Consider the following 26,621-nt stretch of genomic DNA (forward strand, 5'->3'; position numbering starts at 1 on the left):
CTCAACACCACCCCACCACGCACGCCGGGCGACCGCCGCCCCATCACCTACCAGATCACGCCCGCATAAATCTCAACACTCAACGCGGCCCTACTTCCGGAGGTCTGAGCCCGGACTTCCCAGTCGCACTGAGTGGCGCTTTGCTCGGCGAGCGGCGAGCGCTGGAATGGGCACTGTATCGACGTGTCGGTTTCTTGGAGGCTCTCGGTGATGACACTTCATGAGGCGTGCGCGACCGCTCGCTGATCGGCAGCTCCGCGCGTCCCGCGCTGGGCGTGTACCGGCGGCGAACGAGGCGACGCCGGGGGCGGTACATCTGTGATCGAAGGCACGGCTCACCCGTTCGTGCTCGTCGCCAACTCGGCTGGAGGCGCGGCAGGCTCGCCAAGCGACGCGGACATGATCGACTCCGCCGCCTTCCTCGTGCGGTCCTCGGCGGTCGGCCAGAGGTGGGCGTACGTGTTGAGGGTCGTCGTCGCCTTCGAGTGGCCGAGCGAGCGCTGGACGGTCACGACGTCACACCCCGCCGCGACCAGCCCGGAGGCGTAGAAATGCCGTAGGTCGTGCAGCTTGATCCCAGACAGCCCGGCGTCGCGAAGCGTCTTACGCCACCAGTAGCCGACGGTGTTCTGGTGCGGTGGGCCTTCCTCCTCGCCGGCGAAGATCCAGCGACTCTTCCCGGCAGTGCCGTACTTGGCGACGTGCTTGGCGAGCACGTTGACGAGGCTGTCGGCCAGATAGACGACGCGCTCGGAGCCGTACTTCGGCGCCCGGATATCGATTTCCCCGCCGTTGAGGCGCTGCACCTGGCGGGAGACCTTGAGGGTCTTGCGCAGGAAGTCCACGTCGCCGAGCTGGACCCCCGCGGCTTCGCCGAGCCGCAACCCGGCGAACGCGCAGAGGGCGATGAAGGGCTGGAACCGTTCGTCGGCTGCGGCCATGAGCTGGCCCACCTCCTCCGGGGTGGGGATCGACATGGCGACGTCCGCGCGACGGCGCCGGGGGAGACGCACGCCGTCGGTCGGGTCGGAGCCGATCACCCTGTCCTTGACGGCGGCGCGGAACACCGACCTGACGTTGACGTACCGCGTCTTGATCGTGCCGGGGGCAAGCCCCGCCGCGTTCATCCGCTTGACCCAGGCCTCGACGTCGGATCGGCGGACCTGCCTGATCGCCGTCGCCGCGAAGGGTGTCGATTTGGCCGCCAGCGACATCGCGAGGACGGTGTTGTGTGCCCAGACCTGACGGTTCGACCACTCGCCGAAGTACGCGGCGAACGTGATCCGTCCGGCCTGGGGATCGGCGTACGTGCCGGTGACCACCGCCGAGGTGACCTGATCCAGCCACTGCTGGGCGTCGATCTTGCGATCGAAGTGCCGTGAGTGTTCCTTGCCGGCCTCGTCGCGGTACCTCGCCCGCCACTTGCCGTTGGCCCGTTTGGCGATGCTGCCCGCCATGTCGATGCTCCTTCCGGGATGACTCCATGATTCCTCCGAGATCGGAGGGCCGGGGCGTCAGCGGTGGTTCTGTGGACGGCTGGCCTGCTCGGTGAGCCAGCGGATGAGGTCGGCGCGCCAGTAGCGGACGTGGCGGCCGATCTTGAAGCTGTGCGGTCCGGCGCCGAGGTGGCGCCAGTAGCGCAGGGTGCCTTCGGGGATGCGGAGGAAGGCGCAGGCTTCCTGGAGGGTGAGCATCTCGTCGCCGGGGTTCTTGATGGGACGGTTCTCGATGGGGCTGGTCGGTGATGCGGTCATGGTCGTTGCTCCTCGGTGCTCGACCCGGCTGGGTCGTCGGCCGGTGTCTCCGGCCTCAACAAGGAGGTGCGCATGGCGCACCAATCGATGATCGGCGATCATTGACTGGTGGTGCGGATGACGGTGATTGAGGCCGCCCGGAAAGCGGCGGGCTTGTCGCAGCGCCGGTTGGCGGAGTTGGCGAGGACCCAGCAGTCGTCGGTGTCGGAGTACGAGAAGCGCCGGAAGTCACCGACGCTGGAGGTCGTCGAGCGCTTGCTGGACGCTGCGGACGCGGAACTCACGGCGAAGCGCCGGGTCGACTTCGTCTACCTCGAGGACCCCGTGCTCGGGTTGCTTGCGGTGCCGAACCGACTGTGGCAGGTCCCGGTGCCCCGGTGCTTCTCCCGCGTCCAGCTCTTCCCGTTCATGGGATACGCGGACGGCAAGGAGATCTGGGACCTTTCTGATCCCGCCGAGCGGATCGAGTTCTACGAGCTGGCGCTGTGCCATGGCCCCGACGACGTACTCGTCGAGACTGTCGACGGCGCCTTGTTGGTCGAGGCGTGGCCGAACATGCGCCTTCCTGATTCGGTCCGCGCGGCGTGGCAGCCGTTGATCGACGAGGCCAAGGGTGGGGCCTCCCGTGAGGATTCACCGCTTGACCCCGCTGGGTACAACGCGCGAATCGCGGCCGATATCGGCATCGTCTGGCCACGAAAAGGCAAGGCTTGGTACCGGCTTCCCGTCACAGACTGAGGCTGCGGTCGCGGGCGGCCGTGGGTGGTCGACGGCGTTGGGGCCCGTAGCGGTCGATCGCCTCGCGTGCCTGGCGGCGCGCCATCGCAGGTCCGAGGTCGGCGCGGTCGCGGCTGAATATCTCGATCCACTGACCGCGGGCGACGTCGACGTTCTCGGCGACGAGGTGAGCGACGTTGGTCTGCCGGCCGCGGGTCATGGCGACATACGCCGATGCGGCGCCGGTGTGTTCGCCGATGGCGACGTGGGCGTTGGTGACGGTGCTGCCCTGGGCGCCGTGCACGGTGGTGGCGTAGGCGAGATCGACGAACCGTGTCGCGTAGGCGGCCGGGATCTCCCGGTCCCGCCCCCGGCCGTGGAGGAGCAGGCTGCCATCCTTGCCGACCCGGGCGACGGTCCAGGTCTGGCGGTTCGCGACCTGTAGGGCGGGATCGTTGCGTCGGGTCGCGACGCGGTCTCCGATCCCGATTCGGTCGCCGCCGGCAGTCGTGATCTCAGGGCGTGCGCTTTCGTGGTGGCGTTGGTGCCGGATGGCCGCGTTGAGGTCCGCGACCTGTTCGCGTGTGTCGGCGATCACGAGATCGCCGCTGGCGCCGGCGTCGGCGAGGGCGGCAGTTCGTTCGACGTCGGAGGCGTGGATCGCGATGTGTCCGCGGCGGTGGAGGGCGTCGAACACCCGGCCGGCGTCGTCGCCCGTGCGCATGCGCAGACTCAACGCCGCGTACTCGGGGTCGGTGAACCGGCGCACCTTCTCCAGGGTGACGACGGCGGTCGGGTGCGCCCACGCCGCCGCGTGGTCTAGCACGCCGCCGCGCCCGACGGCGGGAAGCTGGTGCCGGTCTCCGACGAACGCGACCCGTGCGCCGGCCTCGTCGGCGATGGTGAGCAGTGCTCGGGCAGTGTCTTGGTCGAGCATCCCGGCTTCGTCGATGAGCAGCAGGTCGCGGGGCTGGAGCTGGGCGCTGGGATCGGGAGCCGGGCTCGGGCGGCGAGCCCAGTGGCCGTCAGCGTCCCAGCGCCATCCGTGCTGGTGGATCAGCCAGGCGGCGGAGTGGCCGTTGCCGCCCGTCTCGACGGCGGCGACCTCCGCCGCCTTCAACGTCGGCGTCACGACCATCAGCCGTTGGCCCCGCCGGGAAAGCAGATGCTGCGTAGCCCGAAGCGCCGTGGTCTTTCCCGCACCGGCGGCGCCCTCGACCACCACCAGTGGTCCGTCGCCAGCCAGCGCACCGATCACGGCGCCTTGGGCCGGGTCGAGCCGGGCCGGCCCACGCGCGGTGAGGCGGAGCGTGCGGGCCGGGTGCGCCCGGCGCGCCATCCGGGCGACGACGTCGGCCTCGGCCTCGAGAACCTGCGGCGAGCTGAACGAGCGGATGTGCTCGGGCACATCGGTCCGGTCCAGCAGCGTGACGCATCGGGTGACGGCGCGGGCGGTGATGTCCTCGGCGAGCTCGGCTCGCGCGGCCGGATCAGCGAGGAGGCCGGTACGTGCGAGGAGGACCTCGGTGGCCCCGCGGAGGTCGGCGGCGTTCCATGCCGACCTCTTCGCCCCGAGGATGGAGACGACAAGGCATGCGGCGGCGTCGCGGTCGATCCAGCCCGGGCGTGGTGCTGTGAGCGGAACGGCTCCGGTCGGGTCGCGGTAGCCAAGGTCGCGCAGCTCGGTGTTCCAGCGGGCCACGAGCTCGGGGCCGTCCTTCGGGACGACCTTGTCGGGGCGGGCTTCGGCCCACGCGCGCCGGTCCCATAGCTCGCGCAGCCGGGGGCCTGGCTCCTCGCCACGGTGCGTGTTCCGCCAGTCGGCTTCGTAGCGGTCCACGTTCCGTCGGATCTGCGCGGTGCGGGCGCTGAATGCCCCGACGTACGGGACCAACTGGTGGATCTCGCTCGTCGCCGGATCGAGCGTCAACCCGTGCGCCGCGAGTACGGCCCGGAACTGTGGGTGGGTGGCGACGGCGGCGTGGCCGATGCCGTTGATCGCCTCGATGCTGTCGCGGATACCGACGGAGTGGATGCCGCGCCAGGCACCGGCCGCGTAGACGCGGGCGTTGATCTGCAGGTGAAGGTGCCGGTGCGGATCGCCGGCGCGCGAGGTGTAGTGCCGGATGACCGCGGCCTCGATCCGCTCGACCGGTACCTGCACCTGCCGCCCACGCGGCCCGACCCGCGTCGTCGCATGCCGGGCGACCCAGCCGATGATCTCGGCGGCGGCCCTGTCCTGCGCGGCGTCCAGCGCGGCAGAGATCTCCGGATGGAGCGCAGCCGCCAGCGACCAGGTCTTGGGCCCGTTGACGGTGACCTCGACGAACCGCAGCGCGTTCGCGTCCTGCCGGACCCAGCCCTTCGGACGGCCGGTGTCAATGTCGACACCGGCGACCCACTGCTCGTAGGTCTCGCCGTCCATCGAACCCGCGTGGTCGACGCTTTCCGGCGTCGCGGTGAATCGCTCCGCGATGCCGGCTCCCTCACCGAGGTAGTAGTCGTCGGCCCGGGACCGATCGCGCTCGACGTAGGCCCGGGCAGCCCTCGCCGCGCCGCGGTAGAACTTCACCCCACCGTGCACGGGACCACCGCCTCCACGACGTCCGTCGAAATCAAACGGACCCCCAGAAATGCCGCGTGGGCCGCCCGATCTCGGGCGGCCCATCTACGTCATTCGTAGCATGCGTGCCGCTCGATGGGGAGGGTGTGAGGAGGGCCGGGAGGTAGTAGCGGGGAGCAGATTATGGGGGCCGTGGAGAGCCAACGATTTCCAGTGAGAACTGGAGGATCGGGCATGGCAGCAGGCGAGAGTGGCAGACGCGGATAGATCGGCAGGCTGGCCGATGAGGGGGAGTTCCTTCACGAGCCGGGCAAGGAGCCTGGGCGCAGACTCGGCCCCGTGCCCTGGGACTCGCCACCGGTCGGGCCCAACCGAGCCACGGTGGGTCCAAGGACTCATTGCTGCCGTGCGGGTGCGGTTGAATGCTCAGGTGATCAGATCCCTGACCGCTGTGGCGGCGACGCTCCTGCTGGTGTCCGCCTGCTCATCGCTCGCCGATGAGACAGGTGCCACGACGGCCGAGCCGGCGCCGGCCGAGACGCCCAGCACGGAGCCGACGGCTGCCGCAGCAACGCCTTCGTCCAACAGCACGTCGCCGGCCGCCTCGGATCTTCCGCCGCGCGCCGAGCAGGAGAGCTACATCCGGGTGCTGGCTGAGGGGACGTTCATCAAGCTGCTGCGCGACGCCGAGGTGCTTCCCGGAACGAGCGACGAGGACTTGATCGCTGCGGGGCACGCTGGCTGCGACGCCTTCGACCGCGGCGACTCGCTGCAGTCTGCGGCGATCATCGTCGCGGCGCTCCTGCCCGAGGCGACGACCGCAGAGGAGGTCGGGACCGTGCTGGGTGACGCATCTGGGACGCTCTGCCCTGAGTACGCAGCCGGCTGAGCGCCACACCGCCATGCGTCGGGCTCCGGGAGCAGGGAATCGAACCCGCGACCACCGGGGCTCAAAGCCGGGCTGGCCTACCGGCAGACCACTCCGCGACCGGTCGAGAGAAGTACGGGAGCGCCCCGGCCCATTCCTCGGCCACGCGTCGATACGCTCTGCGCAAGGCCGACTCCGCGGCCACCGACGAAAGGCGCCTGCCCGTGGTGCGACGGATGATGGCAGGCGCGCTGGTCGTCGCCGCGACGAGCTTCGCATTGGCCGGGTGCACTGGGTACGACCGGTACTCCGGCACGGACGGGAACGAATGGTTCGACGACAACGAGCCGCCTGGCACCGAGTCGATCGACGAAGCGCCACCCGCACCGGTGCCGGCGCCAGCAGGTGCGCCCGAGCCCACCTACTGGACCTGCTCCTACGACCCGACGATGAACTACGACTGGCACGACGACGTCCTGTGCAACGACGGCGTCGACAGCCACCGCCCGTATCTTCTCGAGTGGGACTCGTTCGTGACCGAAGACGAGCTCATGGCGGCCGCGCCCGAGTACGAGAACGAGCTCAACGCGAGTTCTGTCCCGGACCAGCCAGTCGACCCCAGGTGGAGCATGAAGCACCAGCCGGTCGATCGGGCCGCGCCGCCGACGCCAAGCCTCAGCTCCACGGACTGACACGGCGCCCCCGGCTGAACCGACCCCGATTTCGCGGCTTTCCCAATGAGGCACCGAGACCACCTCGCGGGCAAATTGACATGAGCGCCACGGAGGGAGCGATTCGTTCCACAGGCGTGTGGGCGCTCCGCTCTACGTTGGGAGTATGACGTTCACCGCTCTACACCGGGCGCTCGGCCTCGCGCCGTCGCCGCTGACTGATGACCTTCTCGATGCAGCGGTAGCCGAAAATGTCGCAGAGGCGAACGATCTGGATTGGAAGTCGGAGCTGCCGCCGGCGAAGGGCCTGCCGCAGACGGACTTCCCGAAGGATGTTGCTGCGATGGCGAACAGCGGCGGCGGTGTCATCGTGTTCGGTGTGCGCGAATCGCAGAAGGCGGCGACCGGGCGAGTCGATGTGGGTGAGTTCGACGAGGCCTACGAGCGCTCCCTGCGGAGTGCGGCGATCACCGCCATCTCACCGCCCGTGTTCGGACTCAACGTGCATCGCCTCGGTGTCGAAGGGAACCGGGCCGTTGTGGTGGAGGTGCCCGCGAGCATCGACGGGCCTCATCTGATCTACAAGAACGACTACTTCGCGGCGCCGGTCCGAAACGACTCAGACACGGTGTGGATGAAGGAGCGACAGATCGAGGCGATGTACCGGGCTCGTTTCGAGGAGCGCCGACACGCTACCGAGGCGTTGGATTGGCTGTACGACGAGGCTGCAGCAGGTCGGGATTCCGACAAGCGCGCCTGGCTGATCGCAGTTGCTCACCCTCGCATCCCTCGATTCCGTGACCGACTGACTCGCGAGGAAGCGCGAGGGGTGTTGACGAAGACCGTGGGACTGGCCCTGATGTACGCCGGACGTCGAGGCGTCCACCCGCTAGAGAACGTTGACCGTGACAACCCGCGTCCGGGATTGCGCCGCTGGGTGGCCGTGAACACGGCGACCGGCGAACGCTCGGTCTGGAAGGAAGCGTGGATGAGCATCCACAACGACGGCTCGGTGGCGGTCGCCGCGGCGGTCGGCGGGCATCGTATGAGCGGCGACGGGTACTTTTACGGCTGGCAGGTGGAGTCTGCGGCCATCGAGTGCGCCATCGCTGACCTGATGGCGCTCATGAGGACCACAGCGGAGGCGACCGACAACGACGAATACCACGTCCGCCTTGGGGTCGAGTGGACCGGCGAGCAGCCGCTGACGATCCTGACGACGGACAACATGGGCTTCACCTATGACGGCGTTTCAGTCCCGCTGCACCGATACACGCCGGTCGAGACCACCGTGAACGCCATCGAGCCGGCGGCGGACTTCTTCTGGCACGTTCACGACTTCGCTCAGGACTGCGTGAATCAGGGCGGGATCTCGAACGTGCTGATGATCCAGCCGCCTGCCCGCGACGAGTCGGAGTAATCCGCACGCGTCGCACCGACACAGACTCGCCTCGGCTCGATGCGGCGCGCCGGTCCTGCCTCGCCGGTTTAGGCGAAGGCGCTCACGGACACGGGTTGTAGGGCCCAGTCCCGCGCGCCCCTGCCTTCGACGAAGCGCCATTCCGCTCGGCACTTGTCGCAGTCGAATAGCACGTCGTGCTCGCGGAAGCCCGGGATGTTGTCGTGTTCCTCGATGATCGCCCCGTCGCCGCAGGGGCACAGGTACTCGTAGCGCTCCACGGTTCCGGCACCGGCTCCCCAGCCCTCGTGGTCGTTCACATCCCGACGAACCCGCTTGGTGCGGATGGGTGCCGACGATGGCTCCGCCTTCATCCACTCCGCGATCGCGATGACCACCGTGTCGTAGGCCTCGGCTGAATGCGAGATTTCGTGGAAGATCGCGAGCAGGTCGTCCGGGGTGCGTGCGATGCGATGGTCACTGCCTCGGACACCGGCTGTGTAGTCGCCTGCGAGGTCGCCCACGACGTCGTCGCGGCCCACCTGCAGAACCAGCCAGTCGTGGAACGGAGCAGGCTCGTCCACGGGCACCGGGCGGACCCAGCCATCTGCGATGAGACTGCTCGTCGTCACAGTCGCGACGTTCCCGGCCGCCGTGTACCGCATCCTCGAGAAGGTTGACCATGGCCGCCCAGATGAGCGCGTGCCGCGGCACCAGTTCGCCGGCCAACTCCTCGGTCGCATCCACCCTGGAGGTGTACCCATGTTCCGTGGGGACACCCCTGGGCACCTGCGTGCGATGGCGAAGCAGATCATGGGCAGCCGGATCGTCGTGAACAGCGGTGGTCCGATCGGCTATCTCGAACCCGGAGCGTCCTGACAGAGTGCCGACGACGGCGGCCTCCAGCGGGATCCCTTCGGGGAACCACGTCTGGGCGCCGCCACTGGCGCATTGCGGACGCAATGCGCATTCGCGACGAGGTGCGCTCCCTCTACGGGCGTCGAACTCGACGCGGTCGGTGTCTGTGCGCGCGTGAACTCGTCCAGCCGCAGCAACCGCGCGAGATGGAGCGCGTCCTTGGCGTCGGTCTTGACCCGGTCCCCGCTGGGACGCTGGAGCTTCGACGGCGCCACGACCTCGCACCGGATCCCCGCCGCGGTCAGGAACCGCGCCAGCCCGAACCCGGTTGGCCCGGCCTCGTAGGCCACTGCCACCGGGCCCGGCAGGCCGCCCAGCCAGGATCGAACATGCTCGTGTGACGGGGTCAGTCTGGCCTGCACGAGCTCGCCCGTGACGTCGTCGATCGCTGCCGCGACGACCGATCGTGCATGCACGTCGAGCCCCACGCTCGTACGCTCAGTAAACACCGGGGCCTCCCACGAATGTCGGATAGGCCGAGCAGGCAGCCCCTGCTCGGTAACCCACGAATCTCGTGAGCGAGGCCCCGGCCCGCAACCCCCGCCACAACGACGGCGGTCATGTCATACCGTCTAGCGGTGCGCACCTCACCGGAGGCAGCGGCGGTGTAGTCCTCGGCGGCATGTCATCACCGTCCGCCAGCCGGGCGACAATGGTCCGGATAGCGTCCCCGCCGACAACGATCGTGCCAGCCTCGGCGGTCAGGTACTTTGCCCGCTCATCAGGCGAGGCAACCTGGCTCTTCGCGTGCTCCGATGGCAGACTTCGGTGCCATGTCCGCCCGAAACGTCCCAGCAGCGAGGAAGGTGATTGCCAGTGGGCGGCTGGCCGAGTGACTCCGACGCCAAGAAGGCGATCAAGAAGCTCTGCGAGGAGTTCGGATGGACCTACGACACGGATGTGGGCAACTCGGCTCACGCGGTCGGAGTCCTGCGATGCGGCGACGGCTGCCGCAACTCCGTGTGGGGAACGGCGAAGAACCCAGCGCGTGGACTGTGGAAGCAGGCGCGGAAGTGCCGACATGGTCACGCACCGGACCGCGTCAAGCCGTGAGTGAACCTGGTCCCATTCTGTTGGCAGTTGCCAAGTGGATCTACTAGGTTGCTAGTACTACCCACCACGTGACGGCCCTCAAGAGGCGCCCGCGTCGTGGGTGCCAATGCATCAGAAGGAGTGAGATGGCAATCTTCGGTTTCGCAGCCGTGGTCACCGGCCTCGACGTTGGGGACTTCGACCAGCTGGACCGCCTCTTCACCGAGGACTTCGACATCACCCCAGGCGACATGGACGGTGTCACCACTCTCGAGGTGGAGGTTGAGGCAGCATCCGGGGAGGACGCCCTCAAGATCTTTCACGACCACATCTGCCAGGTCGGCGGCATCGCTGTTGACCGCCTCGATGAGGACCTCGTGAACACGTCCGAGATCGCCGCCCGCCTCGATGTCAGCCGTGAGACGCCGAGGGTCTGGGCCAACCCGACGAATGACGTCGGGCTTCCATTCCCCAAGCACCACACGGTCGTTGGCTCCCCAGGAAAGCCGCAACGACTCTGGCGTTGGGCAGACGTGTACGCATGGGTGGCAACGACACGCCCCGGCACTATCGCGGGCCAGCCGGCACCTTTGGACGCGGCCGCTGTGACCTGGTTCAACGCCCAGATGCTCCGCCAGGTCGAGACGTCCAACCCGGTTACGCTCTACTTCATGACTGTGCCCTCCGGCACGGCTGCGCGCGGCAAGTACGGCCAGATCGACTACCAGCGTTCGTCCTCCGCGACGATCTATCACACACGGAGCGCGCAGACACTCGCAGCTGTCGGCCCGCGCTCCGGAGCGGTCTGGCTGGAGCGAGTGTCATGACAGACGAGGTCCTTGAGCTCCGCGAGGCCACGGAGTTCGTTGAGCACATGCAGGTGCAAGACATCGTGTTCTACCGGTGTCTGGTCGAGTACGACGACACCGTTGAGCCACGCGACGACGAGGGCTCCGTCGAACTGGAGTTCGGCACCGCGATCCGACCCCGGCCCACCGGGATCGACTACCGCTGCTCCGTCCGGGTTCCCTACCCATCCGGACAGATCGTCGTAGACGCCGCCATCATCTACGATCTCGGCCGACCCGTCCGGATGTACCGCGACGCCGTGCAGGAGTTCGGCGACCGTGCCGCCTTCATGGCGTTGTACCCCTACCTCCGCCAAGCCGTTTCCGACCTCGGTAACCGCCTCCCCGGCAGACTCTCACCACTGCCACTCTTGAGGCCGCATGAGGTCTCCTTTGACCTCAGTGCATACCCAGAGGTGATGGAGCCCACGCGTGAGGCTCCCGAGGCTGCAGGCTCTACTGACACCGCAGAGCCGCCAACAACGATGTGATGTCACCTGGACCGACGATCCTGACAACTGAGGAGTCGGTTGGCGCTCCGCCTTCCTGGGCGACGTGGCGCAGCGGGCCGGCGGTCGCGGTGATCGGTGAGCTGCCTTGGCGCTGACCCCCCGCTCGCTCGCGTCCAACAGGCGACGGTCCTCACCCCGGTCGAGCTGTCTCGCCTCGACGGCGTCTCGGAACCAGGACCGTTACGATTCCAAGCCGGTGGGTGCCGCGGCGACCGAGAAGGCCGAGCAAGTCGCCTCTGACGCTCTTCGAGGCCGCCGTCACTCGAGTCGCGCCGTGAGTGCAGCAGTCCGCAAACAGTCCGCAAGAAGTCCGGCGGAGCCCGATGACGGCCAACGAGACCCAACGGTCCGATAGTGACGTTCGTGCAGGTCAGAGCATGTTTTCGTCACCTTTCGACGACGATCGAAAACAGCCAAAAACGTCCGGAATCGTTCCGCTTCAACGTGTGAATCGGCGCGTTTGCGCAGGTCGGCATGTAGGGGCTCCCAGTCCGCACACAGTCCGCAAGAGATTCAGCCTGATGGCTCGAGCGGGGTGCTCCGGAGGCAAGATCTCTGGAGCCGATCGCGTCCGGAGCCCAGGACCCCAACGGAGTCCCTGCTGGGCCCGAGCCCACTGAACCCGTCATGGGTGAGACCAGTGTCGGCGCAGTGATCGCGTCCTTGACAAAGCGAATAGGTGACAAGCCGGCCGTTGGAGATGAGCTCCTTCACGAGCCGAGCAAGGAACTCGGACGCAGACCAGGCCCCGTAGGGGGCACCATTCCGGGACTCGCCACCGGTCGGGTCTTACGGGACGCTCGACCGGTGGCAGTACCTCTTGGCTGCGAGCGTCCCGCTGGTGGTTCTCGTACCAGAGCTCCCCGCATGAGCATCGCGAGCCGGAAGCGGACCCCTGAGCGGGATCCAGCTGTGGTGTCACTGGTGATACCATGGATTCATGGCCATGACTCTGCGGTTGTCCGACGGCGAAGCTGACGCGTTGCGTCTGCGCGCCGAACGCGAGGCCCGTTCGATGCAGGACGTCGCCCGGCAAGCGGTACGCGAGTACGTCGAGAACCACAGTCGCACCGAGCTGCTCGACCGGGTTCTCGACGAGGAACTGCCCCGGTACGCAGAGGCTCTGGAGCGACTCGGACAGTGATCTACTTGACGCTGCCCGAGTTGCTGCACGTTGCAGAGCGAGCTCTTGGCAGCGCGGCGCCCGTCAGGGAATACGGGTTGCTGCAGTCTGCTCTGGCGCGTCCGCAGGCCTCCGTGTTCGGGGGCGATGCATATCCCAGCCTCGAGGAGAAGGCCGCTGCTCTTCTGCACTCGCTCGCGCGCAACCACGCCCTGGTGGACGGGAACAAGCGACTGGCCCTGGCGGCCACCATCGCCTTCCTCGGGATCAATGGTGTGCGACTCACCCTCACCAATGACGAGGCGTACGAGCTGGTCATGGCGGTGGCCGAGGGCCAGCTCGACGAGATTTCCGAGCTCGCGGAGCGGATCCGGGGCGGTAGCCACAGACGATAGGCCCGCCGAGTCCGCTGTGGCGTAGGGCGTCGTAGGAGGATCCCGCACTGGTCACGCTCCGCGTGACGATCGGCTATCGGCGACGCGTCCTGGTTGCTCCGCATGGCACACCCCGGCGGGACAGGAGGACATCATCGGACGGTCGCCGCCGCGGTCGTTCGTCTCGTCGTCGGTGATGGTTCCGCTTATGGCCAAGGAAGCCGATGACGTGGACCGGTGGGAAGCCGGTTATAAGCGGTGTCGCGTTGCGGTTTTCAGGGCGCGGTGAGCGACGGGGCCGAGCGTGTTCGGCCGGTCCACGAGGTGGCCCAGTGCGTCGACGGTCGACAGTGCCGCTGCGGCCGCAGGCGGGTCGGCCGCGCCGTAGAGCTCGAGACCGATGAACCCCGCGCTGACTAGGTGCGCGAGGCCATTCAAGTCGACGAGGCCGCCGACCACCGCGCCGCCGAGAACGCGGTCGAGTGCAATGTGGACCTCGCCGGTCCAGGTCGACATCGCGTAGCGGGCTGCCCTGGCCAGAACCGGGTCGTGCGGGGCTCCGGAGAGTATCTGAGCCATGAACGTCACATTGCCGATATCGCGTTCCCGATCCTGCAGCTCCCGCCCGATGTCCAGCAGGCTGTCGAGCGTGGACGCCTCGGCGAACGCTTCGCGGTAGTGGCCTACCGCTTCGTCGACCGCGCGGTTCGAGGCTGCTTCGATGAGCTCGCTGACGGTGTGGAAGTGGTAGAAGATCAGCGCCTGGTTGGCTCCGGCTCGGGCAGCGATGGTGCGGGCGGATGCCCCAGCCAGCCCTACGTCACACACGACCTGTCGTGCGGCGTCGAGCAGGCGGGTCTTCGTGTCGACTGCGTTTCTCAGCCGATTTGCGGCCGGTCGCGGTGTAGGGGTCCGGGCCGTGCGGGTCATCTGCCGATTGCCTTCCTATCGCGTGGATCACCAGTCTTGAGCGTCTGCTCAATTTAGCCTATCCTCGCAGTTGAGCGACTGCTCAACTGCGGTGAAGTGCGACTGATCGGGGAGGTGCGAACAGATATGACGAATCCTCGGCCGAGCCATCCAACTACTTCCGGCACCGACCGTGACGTTGTCACCGGTGCGTTCGGCTGCTCCGGCGCCGCGATCGCAGCGTCACTGCGCGCACGTGGACGGCAGGTGCGCACTCTGACGAACCACCCCGAGCGGGCACCGGCAGATTTGGATATCGTCGTGCGGCCGCTCGATCTCGACGACTCTGCAGAGCTGACCGCGTCCATGTGCGGCGCGCACACCCTCTACAACACCTACTGGGTGCGCTTCGCCCACGGCCGGGTCGATCACGCCGCCGCTGTCGCCAACAGCCGCACACTGTTCCATGCGGCCGCGGCCGCGGGGATCCAACGGATCGTCCACGTCTCGATCACGCACGCCGCGCTCGAGTCGCCGTACCCGTACTTCCGGGGCAAGGCGCAGGTCGAACACATCCTCCAGGAGATAGGCATACCGCATGTCATCGCGCGGCCGGCAATACTGTTCGGCGGCGGCGGCGTCCTGATCAACAACATCGCCTGGCTGCTACGACGCGTGCCAATCTTCGCGATCGGTGGCCGCGGCGACTACCGGATACGCGGCATCCATGTCGACGATCTGGCCCAGTTGTGCACGGATGTGGGCAACCGCACCGACACGGTCACCGTCGATGCGGTCGGCCCCGAGCGGCCGACCTTCCGCGAGCTCGTCGAGGCGATACGCGCAACAGTAGGTAGCAAAGCACTGCTGGTTCCGCTTCCGGCCCCCGTGCTGACCATCACCGCCAACCTCCTCGGCGCAGTGTTGCGAGACCGATTGCTGACAGCCGACGAATACCACGCCATGACCGACGGCCTGGCCGACTCCGACGCGCCAACGACCGGGACCACCCGCCTCACCGACTGGATCACCCAACGCGGACCCGACCTGGGCCTCCACTACGCCAACGAGATCAACCGCCACTACCGCTCAACGAAATGGCACCCGGACCCGAACCGCACCGTTCGAAACTGTCTGTGACCCAGACACACCTGGCGTCCACGGCGGCCTCCACCTGGGAGAATCAACATGACTGAAGACACGGACACAAAGCGCTACCACACCGCGGAGTGGATCCTGCTAGCGATCGCTGGAACCTGGTCGGCCATCGTGTTGCCAATCGGGGCCATCGTCGCGCCTCTGTATTCCGGCGTGAGCGTCGACTCGAAGACCGGTACCGAGGTGACCGATACCGCTTCTCTGGTCGATATCAACGGCTGGTGGGTATTGACCTATGCAGCGATCCCCCTGGTGATCACTCTCATCGTTGCCGCCCTGCTGTGGCGCCGGGGTCTCGAACGGGGCCCCGGCGCCACAGCGTGGACCGCCGTGGGCCTCCTGACGGCATTCACGCTGCTTGGCATGATGACGATCGGCATCTTCATCCTTCCAGTGACCGGCTGCCTCATCGCAGCGTGCAGTGCACGGCAAGTCCGAGCATCCCGCAACACACCGACGGCCCGTCGCCGTACAACCGCATAACGCGCCGGTGTCAGCACCCACGAGAGCTTGGTGTGCTGGGGCCGTGCCGCGCAATGATGGAGTTCAAAGGGTAGGAGCACATGGAACCGAAGGCGAACTCAGCCGGCAGTGCCGTGGTCGTACATACGAGCCCGTACGACTTCGCCGACACGCTTGCACGGTTGAGAGGTCAGATCGTTGCCCACGGGGCGAAGATCTTGCCGTGATCGACCATGCGGCCGGTGCCGAGGGTGCTGGCCTGCACATGCCCTCGACGACCGCGGTGATTTTCGGCAACCCCGCAGTCGGGACGCCCGTCATGCTGGCGGCTCCGGACGTGGCATTGGACCTGCCGTCTCGAGTGTTGGTCCGTCAGGCTGGCGACGTCGTCGTCGAGGTCGTCTACACCGCACCGGCGGCTCTAGCAGCCCGGCACGGTGTCGCGGCGGGCAAGATGGCCGGGCTGTCGGGGCTAATCAAGATCATTGATGATGCGTTGGGGGTCTGACTCACCGACAGCGTTGCCGATGTGTCGTCGGCGCTCCGAAAGGGTTCATAGGCGATCACCACAGACCGATCGGCCACCGGGACGGCGAACGCCCCTTCATCGCCTGTAGACGTCGCTGCGTCGGTCGATATGCACGATCTCCACCGTGTGGGCGTCTTCAACGACGCCGTAGATCACCCGGTAGTCACCTCGGCGGGCGGAGTGCAGGCCGCCGAGTTCGCCGCGGAGGGGCTTGCCTACTCGCTTTGGATTCTCAGCGAGAGGCTCGAAGATGAACTCGACGCAGGCGGTGGCGATCTTCTCGGGTAACCGCTGTAGATCGCGTTCGGCTCGAGCCGTGACTCGGATCGAGTACCGCTCCTCCACTCAGGCAATCCCGTAGCGGGACTTGAGTGCGTCGTTGTCGGCGAAGCGGCCTGCGGCGGCGTCGGCGAGGCCCTCGTGAATGGCTTCGGCAGCGCCGGGTGTTCCAAGGATCTCCAGGGTCTCCTCGATGGCGGCGAGATCGTCGGCGGAGATGAGGACCGCGGCCGGGTGGCCATGACGGGTGATTATCACGCGTTGATGGGTGCGTTCGACCGCCGAGACGTACTCGGAGAGCCGGTCTCGCGCGTCGCCAAGGGGTACAGCAGTCATGGCCCTCATTGTAGCCAAAATGTTGGGCAAAACTCGGGCCTCATCGTCCACGATGAAGGTCGCAACGCCCACCGAGTCCGTTGTGCACCGGGCTGCCGTCCTTGCAGCCGTAGGCCGAGAGCGTCTTGCTGCTTGAGTCGGGCGCTGCCCGATGCCCGAGTCGGGCGCGTCCCGCGGTCCGACCGGGCCCAGCCTTGGAGGTGCGCCATGAGCGCGCTGTTTGTCGGGTACGCCCGATGCTCCACCGATCAACAAGATCTGACCGCCCAACGCGACGCCCTGCTCAGCCTCGTTGTCGAGGCCGAGCGGATCTACGTCGACCACGGACTGACCGGCACCAACCGTGAACGCCCCGGACTCCGCGAGGCACTCGCCGCCTGTCGCGCCGGCGACACCCTGGTGGTGACCAAGCTCGACCGACTCGCCAGATCTCTGCCCGACGCCCGAGCGATCGCCGACGAACTCACTACTCACCAGATCAGCCTCTCGCTGGGCGGGTCGGTCTACGACCCCACCGACGCGGTCGGGCGACTGCCGTTCAACGTGTTGGCGATGGTGGCAGAAGATGGTGGCCGAATTCGAGTCCGACCTGATCCGGCTCCGCACTCGCGAGGGCATGAAGGTCGCCAAGGCCAAGGGCCGGCTCCGGGGTAAGCAGCCCAAGCTCAACCGTAAACAGGAGGCCCACCTGGTCTCGCTGGTGCATAGCGGCGAGTACAGCACCCTCGCAGTTGCCGAGTACCCTGGATGCATGGTGAACCCCGCCCTCCAGTCAGCCATCGAGGCCATGAGCCTCGATGAGCGTCTGGAGCTGGTGGAGTACATAGAGCGCACGGTCGAGCCGGCGCCGATCGAGGTAACCGAGGAGCAGAAGGCGATGATCCGGTCACGGGCGGTAGAGCTTCGCGCGGACCCATCGAGCGGCCTGACCTGGGACCAGTTGGACGCCCGGATGGGCTCTCGCTGGAAGTGACCGCCGCCGACTGATCTTCCATCCGGGGGTTGAGGAAGATCTCGACGCCGTCGTCGCCCACTACGTTGCGCTGGACCCTGCGCTGCCGGGCCGGTTTCGAGCCCGGCTGCTTGAACAGGTCGAGAGGATCGAACAGGTCCCCGATTCCGGTGCCCTCCTGTTCGAGACCTACCGCCGTGCGGTGCTCAGACGATTCCCGCACATGGCCGTGTACCTGGTCGGTCACGACCGGCTCGAGCTGCTCGTCGTCGTGGACGTTCGCCGTGACCCGGCCTGGATCGAGGCCACCATCGCCGAGCGAGCCGACACTCAGCGAGTCCGCAAACAGTCCGCAAGAAGTCCGGCGGAGCCCGATGAGCGCCGATGAGACCCAACGGTCCCGAGGGTGCGTTTCCGCAGGTCAGACCGCATTCTCCGGCATCTACCGACGATGACCGTGACCCCCGAAAACCGGCCTGATCGTTCCCGCTTCGACGTGTGAATCGGGGCATCCCCACGGGTTCCAATAGCCAATGGTCACGCGGAGCATGCCTGTTGAGTGTGCCATCACAGTGGGGCCAGATGGGGTTGACGCACTCAGCCTGTGGCGGATCCACCACCGGGACCACCTCTGCGTACCGCATTTGCCCGACGTGCACGGTGACATCGATGACTTCATGGTGCCACACTGGCACCATGAAGAGAATGAACCTACGGGAGGTGCCCGACGACGTCTACGCCGCCCTCGTCGCAGCGGCTGAGGGCAGGCGGCAGTCGCTCAACGCGTTCGTCGTCGACCGACTGTCCGAGGTCGCCCAAGCGGTCCGCGTCGCCGACTACGTCGCTGCCTACCCGGCACCACAGGGAACCGGTGTGACTACCGACGACGCGGTCTCCGCCGTCCGGGAGGTGCGCGAGGCCTCGTGAGCCTGGCCGTCATCGACGCCTCGGTCCTCGTCGCGTTCTATGCCGCTGACGATCCACGACACGCTCTCGTCGCGGAGCGCCTGAGTTCGGGCGACGCACTGTTCGCGCCCGCGCACCTGGACGTCGAGATCGTGTCGGCGCTGCGTGGCTTGGCTCGAAACAACCCGCGACTCGAGCGCGTCGTGCCCGATGCGCTCGAGCACCTGGCTGGCTTTCCGATCCGACGCACGCCCGTGCCTCCGTTGCTCGACCGGATCTGGGAACTCCGCCACAACATCACCGCTTACGACGCCGCCTACGTCGCCCTGGCCGAACGGCTCGACGCCGTGCTCGTCACGTGCGATACCAAGCTCGTCAACGCGAGCGGCCCTCGTTGCGCGTTCGACCAGGTCGTTTGACCGGTGCGGGTTGTCGGAACCGCAGGCTTGACGGGCGCGCCTCGCGCGGGGAGGACTACCTGGCGCAGTTCCATGCGGACCGTCCGGGGGCCACTGCCGTTGCTGTGCCTGCGGGTGGTGGGACGCCGGTCGTGACGGCCGTCATCGGCCACGTGGTACATACGGAACGTCCAGGCGGAATCATCGCGGCGGTTCATCGGGTTACCGATCAGCGACAGGGCGCAGCCGGTCAGCCCGTCCGGCGCCTGCCGTGCTTTCGATCACTGACGATTGGAGATCCATCATGATCCGTCACCTGTGGATCCGCGCGGTGCCCCTTGCCCTGGCTGTACCCCTGCTCGTGCCGACCGCGGCCAGTGCGGCACCACCGTCCCCCGACAACGGCGGGTACAGCACCTTCATCTGCCCCTCGGTCAGCCTGCACAACTCCCAGGGCACCTGGGTGATCGGCGCTCACGGGGCCTACTACGTGCTCGTGCTGACGCGCGGCACCCCCGAGCCGATGAACGCGAACAAGGTCTTCGTCAAGGTCGACGCCCAGGGTCGTGCGGTGGAGCAGGCCCAGATCCCCGCCGGGTTCGCCCTGTACAGCACGGCGTTCCCGGACGCCTTCGAACCGGACGGATCGGCGAGCGACACCTCCGGCTTCTACACCAGCGCGGACACCGGTGACGCTGCGCCGGACACGGTCATGCTCCTCGCCGAGGGCCTGAGCACGTGGCTGGGGTCCCCGGCCGGGTGGGCTGAGGGCGACATGGCGACCGTGGTGGCCAACGGTGACGGCACGTACACCGTCACGAACCTCGGTGGCCCGATGGGCTCGGCCGCACTGGGCGAGACGGTCACCGTCTCGCCGATCCCCCTGGCCGCTGGCGTCTTCTGGTGAGTCACGGCCGCGAAGCGGCGGACCGGCAACGGTCCGCCGCCCCCCGCTCCGGCCCTGCGTCGCAGGAAGCCGGCTCCATGACACAGTCCGCAACCAGAGGTGGCCACCATGACTGACATCGTCCAGAACCCGTTCGTGATCTCGCCGGGTACCGTCCAGCCGGGCCGGACCAGGGTCCGGGCCTTCAGCTCCGGCGACCTGGTGGTCGACGCTGCCGCGCCGCTGCTGGTCTGGGAGCACCCCTACTTCCCCCAGTACTTCTTCTCCCCGGAGGACCTGGAGGTCGAGGTCCGTCCGGCGGGAGCGGGCCCCCGGTCCAAGGTCCTCGGGCCGAGCGAGCTGTTCGACGTCGTGGTCGGCGACCACGTGCTCCCCCGGGCGGCGCAGCAGTACCCGGCGGCGCCGGTCGAGGTCATGCGTGGTTCGTTGACCTTGACCTGGTCGGCCTTCGACACCTGGTTCGAGGAGGACGAGATCATCCACACCCACCCCCGCAACCCGTACGTGCGGATCGACGCACTGCCGTCCAGCCGGCACGTCCGCGTGCTGCTCGCCGGTGAGGTGGTCGCCGAGTCGCGCCGGCCGGTCGTGCTGGCCGAGACGGGCCTGGGGCTGAGGTACTACCTCCCGCAGGTCGATGTGCGGATGGATCTGCTGACCCCCACCGACACGGAGAGCCACTGCCCGTACAAGGGGACGGCGTCGTACTGGACCGTCAAGACCGGGGGAGCGGAGCTGACCGACGTCGTGTGGGGCTACAGCACACCGTTGCCCGAGGCAACGAGAATCGCCGGCCTGGTCTGCTTCTGGCCGGAGAAGAGCCCCGACCTGGAGGTCTACGTCGACGGCCGGCGGATCGGCCGACCGTAGCCGCCCGGGCAGGGAGCTGCACCGAGAGCCTCAGGTGCCCTCCTCGAGCTCCGCGCCTTCCGGGGCGATGTCGTCGCCGGTGGACCCCTGGTCCTGGGGGCCTCCGCCTCCTCGTGGGGCGGTGGCATACTCGGGCCGGCGGGCCCCGGCCGGCGGTCTCGGGCGCCGTCGTCCTCCTTGCGGTGACCGATGGTGTCGCCGCGGTCCGACGTCGCCAATGCGCGGACACCGAGACACCCACCACCGAGACGCCCACCACCGAACCTCAACGACAGGATCAGCGATGACCACCCAACCCGACCGCCCCGCCCTGACCGTCTACGGCGCCGACTGGTGCGGCGACTGCCGGCGCAGCAAGCGGCTCCTCGCGCGCCTCGGTGTGCCGTATGTGTGGGTCGATCTGATCGCTCAGCCCGAGCAGAACGCCGAGGTGCTGCGCCGCAACGGGGGCCGGACCTCGATCCCGGTCATCGTATTCCCGGACGACACCCACCTGACCGAGCCGTCCGACGCGGAGCTGAGCGCCAAGCTGGCCGGCCTTGGACTGCTACCGGTGTGATCCTGGGCGGGACCCGGGTCAGGCCCGGTCGCGTCGCCAGGCCGCCGTGCACGCCCGCCAGATCGGTGGGCCGCGGGTGCTCCGTGACGTCGCCGGCGGGCCAGGTCCGTGCACTCGATGTGCGTAGCCGCGCATCGGCGACCACGAACCCACGGGCGTCGGCGTCGACGTCGGCCGCGTCGAGCCCGAGCGCGGCCGAACGCGGGAGAGGGCCGACCGGGACCTCGATCCCATCGCGTACCAGCATGGCGTGGACCGGGGCCGCCACATCGGGGTCCTTGCGCGGCAGCAGCCGGGGCGCCGGGTATGGAAGCAGTGCCGGCCCAGGCGGGTCACCTCCACCGGAGCGGGGCCACCACGGCCACGCGGACGAGGAGGCAGCGGTGGCCGAGCGGGTGACGTTCCAGGGTGCGAGCGGGCAACAGCTGGTCGGGCTGATGGATCTGCCGGACGGGACGCGGGCGGCGTCGGCACTGTTCGCGCACTGCTTCACGTGCGGCAAGGACAGCATCGCGGCAGCCAGGATCGCCCGCGCCCTGACCAGCCGCGGCTTCGCGGTCCTGCGCTTCGACGTGACGGGACTGGGGAGTCCCCGGGGGTCTTCGGCGAGGCCACCTTCAGCATGGACGTGGCCGACCTGGGGGCAGCCGCCGAGTACCTGCGATCGCGCGGGCAGGGGCCGGGGCTGCTCGTCGGGCACTCGCTGGGTGGTGCCGCCGTGCTCGCCGCGGCGGGCCGGATCCCCGAGGTCCGGGCGGTGGCGACCATCGGCGCGCCGAGCGACCCCGCTCATGTGACCGATCTGTTCGACGCCGCGGTCCCCGAGCTGGAGGGACGCGGCGAGGCGCAGGTGCACCTCGGCGGGAGATCCTTCGTCCTGCGCAAGGCGTTCCTCGACGACATCCGCGCCCAGCCGCAGCGGCAGCGGATCGCGCGGCTCGGTCGCGCCCTGCTCGTCATGCACTCCTCGGTGGACAAGATCGTGGGCATCGACAACGCCCGCGAGATCTACGACGCGGCCCGGCACCCGAAGTCCTTCGTCAGTCGCGAGGGTGCCGACCACCTTCTGAACCGCCCAGCCGATGCCCGGTACGTCGCGGACGTGCTCGCCGCCTGGGCATCGCGCTACCTCGACGCACCCGTGGTGGACGTCGGCTGAACCCAGAGCGCCACCTCGACGCCGAGCGACGCCGGCGGAGACTATCGAAGCTCCTCGCTGAGGATCCCCGCCAGGTCGGCCAGGGCGCCTGGCACGACTCGGTAGTGGACCCAGGTGCCGCGCCGCTCGCCGGTGACCAGGCCGGCCTCGCGCAGCACCTTGAGGTGGTGGGACACGGTGGGCTGGCTCAGGCCCAGTGGTCCGGTCAGGTCGCACACGCACGCCTGCCCCGACTCGTGGGCCGCGATCAGGGACAGCAGGCGCAGGCGCCCAGGGTCACCCAGCGCCTTGAACCGCAGGGCCAGCGGGGTGGCCTGCTCGGCGTCCAGGGGGGTGCCGACCAGGGGCGGGGAGCACGCGGACAGGTCGGTCAGGGGCAGCAGGGTCGCGGACGTCACCCCCACAGCATCCCCGTTGGATTGACATTTGTCGATCCACGGACCATTCTGAATCGACAAACGTCGATCCAACCCGCCGTGGAGGTACCAACCCGTGAGCACGATCGAAGTCTTCGAACCGGCGATGTGCTGCAGCACCGGGGTGTGCGGCCCCGAGGTCCCGCAGGAGCTCGTGACGTTCTCCGCCGACCTGGACTGGCTGCGTGGCCAGGGGACCGACGTGGACCGGCACAACCTGGCCAGCGAGCCGGTGGCCTTCGCGGACAAGCCCGCGGTCCTGGACTTCCTGCAGGTCTCAGGGTCCGAAGGTCTGCCGCTCGTGCTGGTCGACGGCGCGATCGCGATGGCCGGCCGCTACCCCTCGCGCACCGAGCTGGTGCGTTGGGCCGGCCCGCCCCAGGCCGAGCCGGCACGACCGGCGCTGCCGATGGCCGGCTCCGGTGGGTGCTGCGGCGGCGGTGGCTCGTGCTGACCGGCCCCGGCACCGCCGCACCGAGCTTCTTGACGGAAGTCCCACGCTACGTCTTCCTGACGGGCAAGGGTGGGGTGGGCAAGACCTCGATCGCGTGCGCGACGGCGATCGCCCTGGCGGCCTCGGGCCGTTCGGTGCTGCTGGTGAGCACGGACCCGGCCTCGAACGTGGGCCAGGTCTTCGGCCTGCGGATCGGCAACACGATCACCACGGTGCCCGCCGTTCCCGGCCTGTCGGCGCTGGAGATCAACCCCGACCAGGCCTCGGCCGCCTATCGCGAGCGCATCCTCGGACCCGTGCGGGGCATCTTGCCGCCGGTGGAGGTGGCGCTCATCGAGGAGCAGCTCTCGGGTGCGTGCACCACCGAGATCGCCTCGTTCAACGAGTTCACGGCACTGCTGACCGATGCGGACTCGACGGCCGGCTTCGACCACGTCATCTTCGACACCGCCCCGACCGGTCACACCATCCGCCTGCTCCAGCTGCCCTCCTCGTGGACCGCGTTCTTGGACGACGGTACGGGGGACGCGTCGTGCCTGGGTCCGCTGGCGGGGCTGGACCGTCAACGCACCGTCTACGCCCAGGCCGTCGCAGCACTGGCAGACCCGGCCCGCACCCGTCTGGTGCTGGTGACGCGCGCCCAGCGGGCGGCGGTGGCCGAGGTGGGCCGCACCCACACGGAGCTCGCCGCGCTGGGCATGGACCGCCAGCACCTGGTGGTCAACGCCGTCATGCCCCGACCCGCCGCGGGCGACGCCCTGGCCGACGCGGTGTTCGACCGCGAGCAGGCCGTCCTGGCCACCCTGCCCGCCGACCTGGCCGCGCTTCCGTGTGACGTCCTGGAGCTCAAGGGCCAGAACATGGTCGGGCTGGCGGCCCTGGCCGAACTCTTCGAGCCGCACCGGACTCCCGTGGAACGCCCGCCCGCGCAGGCGGGCGTTCCCGCCGGGTCCGTGTCCCTGGAGACACTGATCGACGAGCTGGCGGCGCAGGGTCACGGACTGGTCCTGACGATGGGCAAGGGCGGGGTGGGCAAGACGACCATCGCCGCCGCTGTCGCCGTGGCGCTGGCCGAACGTGGCCTGCCGGTTCACCTGACCACCACCGACCCCGCCGCCCACCTGGCCCGGACCCTCGACGGGACGGTGCCGAACCTGGAGGTCTCGCGGATCGACCCGGCGGTGGAGACCGAGCGGTACCGCCAGGGTGTGCTGACCCGTAAGGGTGCCTCCCTCGACGAGGCGGGCCGCGCGAGCCTGGAGGAGGACCTGCGCTCCCCGTGCACCGAGGAGATCGCCGTGTTCCAGGCCTTCTCCAAGGTCGTCAACGAGGGCAAGCGGCGCTTCGTGGTCGTCGACACCGCACCGACCGGGCACACCCTGCTCCTGCTGGACGCGACCGGTTCCTATCACCGCGACATCGTCCGTCAGATGGGTACCGGGGCGGCCAACCTGACCACCCCGATGATGCGCCTGCAGGACCCCGAGCACACCAAGGTCCTGGTCGTGACCCTGCCCGAGGCCACCCCGGTGCTCGAGGCCGAGGAGCTCGCCGCCGACCTGGAACGCGCGGGCATCCACCCCTGGGCGTGGGTGATCAACAACTCCCTCGCGGCGGCCGAGACGAGCGACCCCCTGCTGGCCCGACGCGCAGCCGGCGAGACCACCCAGATCACCAGGGTCATGGACGTCGACGCGGACCGGTGCGCGATCGTCCCGCTCATGGCCCACGAGCCGGTGGGCGCGGACGCCCTGCGCGAGCTCATCGCCTCCGGCGCCCTGGAACCAGCCGGCACCTGAGCACCACGCACGGCCCTGCGGGGTGGAATCGAGCGTGCCGCTCCCGGGTTCCCGTTCCGTGCGCGGGGTCGGTAACGATCTGTGTACCCCGGCTCGACCCACCTTGCCATGACCAACGTGCCCCTGGGGGAATGCCCGATGACTCGTGCCGATGCCCTTGTCCTGTTCGGTGCCACCGGCGACCTCGCGCGCAAGAAGCTCTTCTCCGCCCTCTACCTCCTGGAGGCCGGTGACCGGCTCGACGTCCCGGTGATCGGCGTCGCCCTCTCGGACTGGGACGACGAGAGGTTCCGTGAGCACGCCAGGGCCGCGATCGCGACGACGGTTCCCAACGCCGACCCGCGCGTGGTCGCACGGCTGACGAGGCGCCTGACGCTGGTGGGCGGGGACTACGGCGACGAGGAGACCTTCTGCGCGCTGAAGCGCCGATTGCGCGCGCTCGACTGTGGCTTGACGGTCTTCTACCTGGCGATCCCACCGTCGATGTTTCCGACGGTCGTCACCGGGCTGGCCGGCACGGGCCTGACCGGCGCCGCCCGGATCGTGGTCGAGAAGCCGTTCGGTCGTGACCTGGCCTCGGCCCAAGAGCTCAACCGTGTCCTGCACGAGCACGTCGAGGAGGGCTCGATCTACCGGATCGACCACTACCTCGGCAAGGAGTCGGTGGAGGACCTGCTCGTCTTCCGGTTCGCGAACAGCTTCCTGGAGCCGATCTGGAACCGGAACTATGTTGCCGGCGTCCAGGTGACGATGGCCGAGGACTTCGGTGTCGAGGGTCGAGGCGGCTTCTACGACGGGGTTGGGGCGATCCGGGACGTGTCGCAGAATCACCTGCTCCAGGTGGTCGCACTGCTGGCCATGGAGCCACCGGTCAGCCCGGATGCCGACGCGCTGCGTGACGAGAAGACCAAGGTGCTGCGGGCCATGCACCCTCTCGACAGCACCGATGTCATCCGCGGGCAGTACGCGGGATACCTCGATGAGCCAGGGGTGGGGGCGGGCTCGACGGTCGAGACGTACGTGGCGGCGCGGCTCGAGATCGAGTCGTGGCGCTGGGCCGGGGTGCCGTTCTACATCCGCGCGGGCAAGGGACTGGCAGCGACGGCGCTCGAGGCGGTGGTCGAGCTGCGTGAGCCACCCCGGATGTTGTTCACCGACCCTGGCGTACCGGCCCCGCACCCCAACCTCGTACGGTTCCGGCTCGGCCCCGACGACGGGGTCACCCTCTCGGTACAGGCCAAGCGCCCAGGTCAGGAGCTCGCGACCCAAGCCGTGGACCTCGACGTCGACTTCAGCGAGGCCCTCGGCGAACGGCAGGAGCCCTACGAACGGCTGCTCGACGACGCACTGGACGGCAACACGCGGCGGTTCGCCAGACAGGACGGGGTCGAGAACGCGTGGCGCGTCGTCCAGCCGGCGCTGGACGCACCGTCGATGGTCCATCCCTATGAGCGGGGGACCTGGGGGCCCGTCGAGGCCGACGCGCTCCTGCACGGCGGCCACTGGCACCCACCGGTGCAGTCCGCGCGGACCTGAGCACAGCGCCGGGCAACGGGGTCTCGACGACGTGCCCGCCGAGGCCGCCGACCACCTGCGGCCGCCGGAGGAGTCGTCCACGCGGAGGCGCTACTGACCACCCTCCGGTCGATGAGTTGCGCCGCTCCCAGCCTCCGCCGCGATATCGACGCCGCCCGGCCCCACCTCGCACGGGTGGAAGCGATCCGGTCGGACGGCGGGTTACCTCAGCGC

Annotated in this window: 31 protein-coding genes and 2 pseudogenes; 24 read left to right on the top strand and 9 right to left on the bottom strand. The window is 68.5% G+C overall.

Annotated elements, in window-relative coordinates:
- Positions 1-335 precede the first annotated feature (335 nt).
- Positions 336-1,457, bottom strand: a complete 1,122-nt coding sequence (locus tag ACYC1Z_RS00630) for a tyrosine-type recombinase/integrase (protein ID WP_461407626.1) — start codon at positions 1,455-1,457, stop codon at positions 336-338.
- 57 nt (positions 1,458-1,514) lie between these two features.
- Entirely contained in the window at positions 1,515-1,754 is a 240-nt protein-coding gene (locus ACYC1Z_RS00635; protein WP_461407627.1) for a helix-turn-helix domain-containing protein, read from the bottom strand.
- Between the two features lie 117 nt (positions 1,755-1,871).
- On the opposite strand from ACYC1Z_RS00635, the gene ACYC1Z_RS00640 reads away from it, so the two are divergent.
- A complete protein-coding gene (locus ACYC1Z_RS00640) occupies positions 1,872-2,492 on the top strand; it encodes a helix-turn-helix domain-containing protein (protein WP_461407628.1) in 621 nt (206 codons plus the stop codon).
- Here the strand turns inward: ACYC1Z_RS00640 and mobF are convergent.
- Positions 2,482-5,043, bottom strand: a complete 2,562-nt coding sequence (gene mobF / locus ACYC1Z_RS00645; protein WP_461407629.1) for a MobF family relaxase — start codon at positions 5,041-5,043, stop codon at positions 2,482-2,484. The genes ACYC1Z_RS00640 and mobF overlap by 11 nt on opposite strands.
- A 421-nt stretch (positions 5,044-5,464) precedes the next feature.
- On the opposite strand from mobF, the gene ACYC1Z_RS00650 reads away from it, so the two are divergent.
- The 3 genes from ACYC1Z_RS00650 to ACYC1Z_RS00660 all read left to right on the top strand — a co-directional run bounded on the left by ACYC1Z_RS00650 (position 5,465) and on the right by ACYC1Z_RS00660 (position 7,993).
- Positions 5,465-5,923 (top strand): DUF732 domain-containing protein, encoded by a 459-nt coding sequence (locus ACYC1Z_RS00650; RefSeq protein WP_461407630.1) that lies wholly within the window; start codon positions 5,465-5,467, stop codon positions 5,921-5,923.
- A gap of 215 nt (positions 5,924-6,138) precedes the next feature.
- Complete coding sequence (locus tag ACYC1Z_RS00655) at positions 6,139-6,594, top strand: hypothetical protein (RefSeq protein WP_461407631.1); 456 nt, start codon at positions 6,139-6,141, stop codon at positions 6,592-6,594.
- Positions 6,595-6,739: 145 nt separating this feature from the next.
- Positions 6,740-7,993, top strand: coding sequence for an AlbA family DNA-binding domain-containing protein (locus ACYC1Z_RS00660; RefSeq protein WP_461407632.1), 1,254 nt, complete (start codon positions 6,740-6,742; stop codon positions 7,991-7,993).
- A gap of 68 nt (positions 7,994-8,061) precedes the next feature.
- Here the strand turns inward: ACYC1Z_RS00660 and ACYC1Z_RS00665 are convergent, their stop codons facing one another.
- Positions 8,062-8,556 (bottom strand): hypothetical protein, encoded by a 495-nt coding sequence (locus tag ACYC1Z_RS00665; RefSeq protein WP_461407633.1) that lies wholly within the window; start codon positions 8,554-8,556, stop codon positions 8,062-8,064.
- Between the two features lie 28 nt (positions 8,557-8,584).
- Here ACYC1Z_RS00665 and ACYC1Z_RS00670 point away from each other — a divergent pair, with 28 nt between their 5' ends.
- Complete coding sequence (locus ACYC1Z_RS00670; RefSeq protein ID WP_461407634.1) at positions 8,585-8,851, top strand: hypothetical protein; 267 nt, start codon at positions 8,585-8,587, stop codon at positions 8,849-8,851.
- A 131-nt stretch (positions 8,852-8,982) separates the two neighbouring features.
- On the opposite strand, the pseudogene ACYC1Z_RS00675 reads toward ACYC1Z_RS00670, so the two are convergent.
- Positions 8,983-9,339 (bottom strand): annotated as a pseudogene (locus ACYC1Z_RS00675) (IS110 family transposase); the annotation flags it as partial.
- Between the two features lie 729 nt (positions 9,340-10,068).
- On the opposite strand from ACYC1Z_RS00675, the gene ACYC1Z_RS00680 reads away from it, so the two are divergent.
- The 4 genes from ACYC1Z_RS00680 (at position 10,069) to ACYC1Z_RS00695 (ending at position 12,800) form a co-directional block, all read left to right on the top strand.
- The gene (locus ACYC1Z_RS00680; protein WP_461407635.1) at positions 10,069-10,749 is read left to right on the top strand and encodes a hypothetical protein; all 681 of its coding nucleotides are present in this window, start codon (positions 10,069-10,071) and stop codon (positions 10,747-10,749) included.
- Positions 10,746-11,261 (top strand): hypothetical protein, encoded by a 516-nt coding sequence (locus tag ACYC1Z_RS00685; RefSeq protein ID WP_461407636.1) that lies wholly within the window; start codon positions 10,746-10,748, stop codon positions 11,259-11,261. Before ACYC1Z_RS00680 ends, ACYC1Z_RS00685 begins: the two co-directional genes overlap by 4 nt.
- A 967-nt stretch (positions 11,262-12,228) precedes the next feature.
- Positions 12,229-12,426: a ribbon-helix-helix domain-containing protein gene (locus ACYC1Z_RS00690; protein WP_461407690.1), complete on the top strand. Its 198-nt coding sequence runs from the start codon at positions 12,229-12,231 to the stop codon at positions 12,424-12,426.
- Positions 12,423-12,800, top strand: a complete 378-nt coding sequence (locus ACYC1Z_RS00695; RefSeq protein ID WP_461407637.1) for a type II toxin-antitoxin system death-on-curing family toxin — start codon at positions 12,423-12,425, stop codon at positions 12,798-12,800. Before ACYC1Z_RS00690 ends, ACYC1Z_RS00695 begins: the two co-directional genes overlap by 4 nt.
- A gap of 228 nt (positions 12,801-13,028) precedes the next feature.
- Here ACYC1Z_RS00695 and ACYC1Z_RS00700 read toward each other — a convergent pair whose 3' ends face one another.
- Positions 13,029-13,709, bottom strand: a complete 681-nt coding sequence (locus tag ACYC1Z_RS00700; protein WP_461407638.1) for a TetR/AcrR family transcriptional regulator — start codon at positions 13,707-13,709, stop codon at positions 13,029-13,031.
- A gap of 126 nt (positions 13,710-13,835) precedes the next feature.
- Between ACYC1Z_RS00700 and ACYC1Z_RS00705 the strand changes: the two genes are divergently transcribed.
- The 3 genes from ACYC1Z_RS00705 (at position 13,836) to ACYC1Z_RS00715 (ending at position 15,816) form a co-directional block, all read left to right on the top strand.
- Positions 13,836-14,828 (top strand): SDR family oxidoreductase, encoded by a 993-nt coding sequence (locus ACYC1Z_RS00705; RefSeq protein WP_461407639.1) that lies wholly within the window; start codon positions 13,836-13,838, stop codon positions 14,826-14,828.
- A 48-nt stretch (positions 14,829-14,876) separates the two neighbouring features.
- The gene (locus tag ACYC1Z_RS00710; protein ID WP_461407640.1) at positions 14,877-15,329 is read left to right on the top strand and encodes a hypothetical protein; all 453 of its coding nucleotides are present in this window, start codon (positions 14,877-14,879) and stop codon (positions 15,327-15,329) included.
- Positions 15,330-15,531: 202 nt separating this feature from the next.
- On the top strand, positions 15,532-15,816 hold the full coding sequence (locus tag ACYC1Z_RS00715) for a DUF302 domain-containing protein (protein WP_461407641.1): 285 nt from the start codon (positions 15,532-15,534) through the stop codon (positions 15,814-15,816).
- Positions 15,817-15,912: 96 nt separating this feature from the next.
- On the opposite strand, the gene ACYC1Z_RS00720 is transcribed toward ACYC1Z_RS00715, so the two are convergent.
- Positions 15,913-16,182: a type II toxin-antitoxin system RelE family toxin gene (locus ACYC1Z_RS00720; RefSeq protein WP_461407642.1), complete on the bottom strand. Its 270-nt coding sequence runs from the start codon at positions 16,180-16,182 to the stop codon at positions 15,913-15,915.
- Entirely contained in the window at positions 16,183-16,452 is a 270-nt protein-coding gene (locus ACYC1Z_RS00725) for a type II toxin-antitoxin system Phd/YefM family antitoxin (protein WP_461407643.1), read from the bottom strand.
- Positions 16,453-16,659: 207 nt separating this feature from the next.
- Between ACYC1Z_RS00725 and ACYC1Z_RS00730 the strand changes: the two are divergent.
- The 9 genes and pseudogenes from ACYC1Z_RS00730 to ACYC1Z_RS00770 form a co-directional block, all read left to right on the top strand.
- Positions 16,660-17,191 (top strand): annotated as a pseudogene (locus tag ACYC1Z_RS00730) (recombinase family protein); the annotation flags it as partial.
- A gap of 48 nt (positions 17,192-17,239) precedes the next feature.
- Positions 17,240-17,425: an addiction module protein gene (locus tag ACYC1Z_RS00735; RefSeq protein ID WP_461407691.1), complete on the top strand. Its 186-nt coding sequence runs from the start codon at positions 17,240-17,242 to the stop codon at positions 17,423-17,425.
- 13 nt (positions 17,426-17,438) lie between these two features.
- Entirely contained in the window at positions 17,439-17,792 is a 354-nt protein-coding gene (locus tag ACYC1Z_RS00740; protein WP_461407692.1) for a type II toxin-antitoxin system RelE/ParE family toxin, read from the top strand.
- 308 nt (positions 17,793-18,100) lie between these two features.
- A complete protein-coding gene (locus tag ACYC1Z_RS00745; RefSeq protein ID WP_461407644.1) occupies positions 18,101-18,331 on the top strand; it encodes a hypothetical protein in 231 nt (76 codons plus the stop codon).
- A complete protein-coding gene (locus tag ACYC1Z_RS00750) occupies positions 18,328-18,729 on the top strand; it encodes a type II toxin-antitoxin system VapC family toxin (RefSeq protein ID WP_461407645.1) in 402 nt (133 codons plus the stop codon). Before ACYC1Z_RS00745 ends, ACYC1Z_RS00750 begins: the two co-directional genes overlap by 4 nt.
- Before the next feature lie 283 nt (positions 18,730-19,012).
- The gene (locus tag ACYC1Z_RS00755; RefSeq protein ID WP_461407646.1) at positions 19,013-19,615 is read left to right on the top strand and encodes a hypothetical protein; all 603 of its coding nucleotides are present in this window, start codon (positions 19,013-19,015) and stop codon (positions 19,613-19,615) included.
- A 108-nt stretch (positions 19,616-19,723) separates the two neighbouring features.
- Complete coding sequence (locus ACYC1Z_RS00760; protein ID WP_461407647.1) at positions 19,724-20,485, top strand: DUF427 domain-containing protein; 762 nt, start codon at positions 19,724-19,726, stop codon at positions 20,483-20,485.
- A gap of 283 nt (positions 20,486-20,768) precedes the next feature.
- Positions 20,769-21,044 (top strand): glutaredoxin family protein, encoded by a 276-nt coding sequence (locus ACYC1Z_RS00765; protein ID WP_461407648.1) that lies wholly within the window; start codon positions 20,769-20,771, stop codon positions 21,042-21,044.
- A 622-nt stretch (positions 21,045-21,666) separates the two neighbouring features.
- Positions 21,667-22,203: an alpha/beta hydrolase family protein gene (locus ACYC1Z_RS00770; RefSeq protein ID WP_461407649.1), complete on the top strand. Its 537-nt coding sequence runs from the start codon at positions 21,667-21,669 to the stop codon at positions 22,201-22,203.
- Positions 22,204-22,244: 41 nt separating this feature from the next.
- Here the strand turns inward: ACYC1Z_RS00770 and ACYC1Z_RS00775 are convergent, their stop codons facing one another.
- The gene (locus tag ACYC1Z_RS00775) at positions 22,245-22,601 is read right to left on the bottom strand and encodes an ArsR/SmtB family transcription factor (protein WP_461407650.1); all 357 of its coding nucleotides are present in this window, start codon (positions 22,599-22,601) and stop codon (positions 22,245-22,247) included.
- A gap of 94 nt (positions 22,602-22,695) precedes the next feature.
- On the opposite strand from ACYC1Z_RS00775, the gene arsD reads away from it, so the two are divergent.
- From arsD to zwf, 3 genes are all read left to right on the top strand, one after another.
- A complete protein-coding gene (gene arsD, locus ACYC1Z_RS00780) occupies positions 22,696-23,073 on the top strand; it encodes an arsenite efflux transporter metallochaperone ArsD (protein WP_461407651.1) in 378 nt (125 codons plus the stop codon).
- Between the two features lie 29 nt (positions 23,074-23,102).
- Positions 23,103-24,872 carry an arsenical pump-driving ATPase gene (gene arsA, locus ACYC1Z_RS00785; RefSeq protein ID WP_461407652.1) on the top strand — a complete coding sequence of 590 codons (1,770 nt, stop codon included), beginning with the start codon at positions 23,103-23,105 and terminating at the stop codon, positions 24,870-24,872.
- 108 nt (positions 24,873-24,980) lie between these two features.
- Positions 24,981-26,408, top strand: coding sequence for a glucose-6-phosphate dehydrogenase (gene zwf / locus ACYC1Z_RS00790; protein WP_461407653.1), 1,428 nt, complete (start codon positions 24,981-24,983; stop codon positions 26,406-26,408).
- The last annotated feature ends 213 nt before the right edge of the window (positions 26,409-26,621 follow it).

It is taken from the genome of Georgenia sp. (assembly GCF_054605595.1).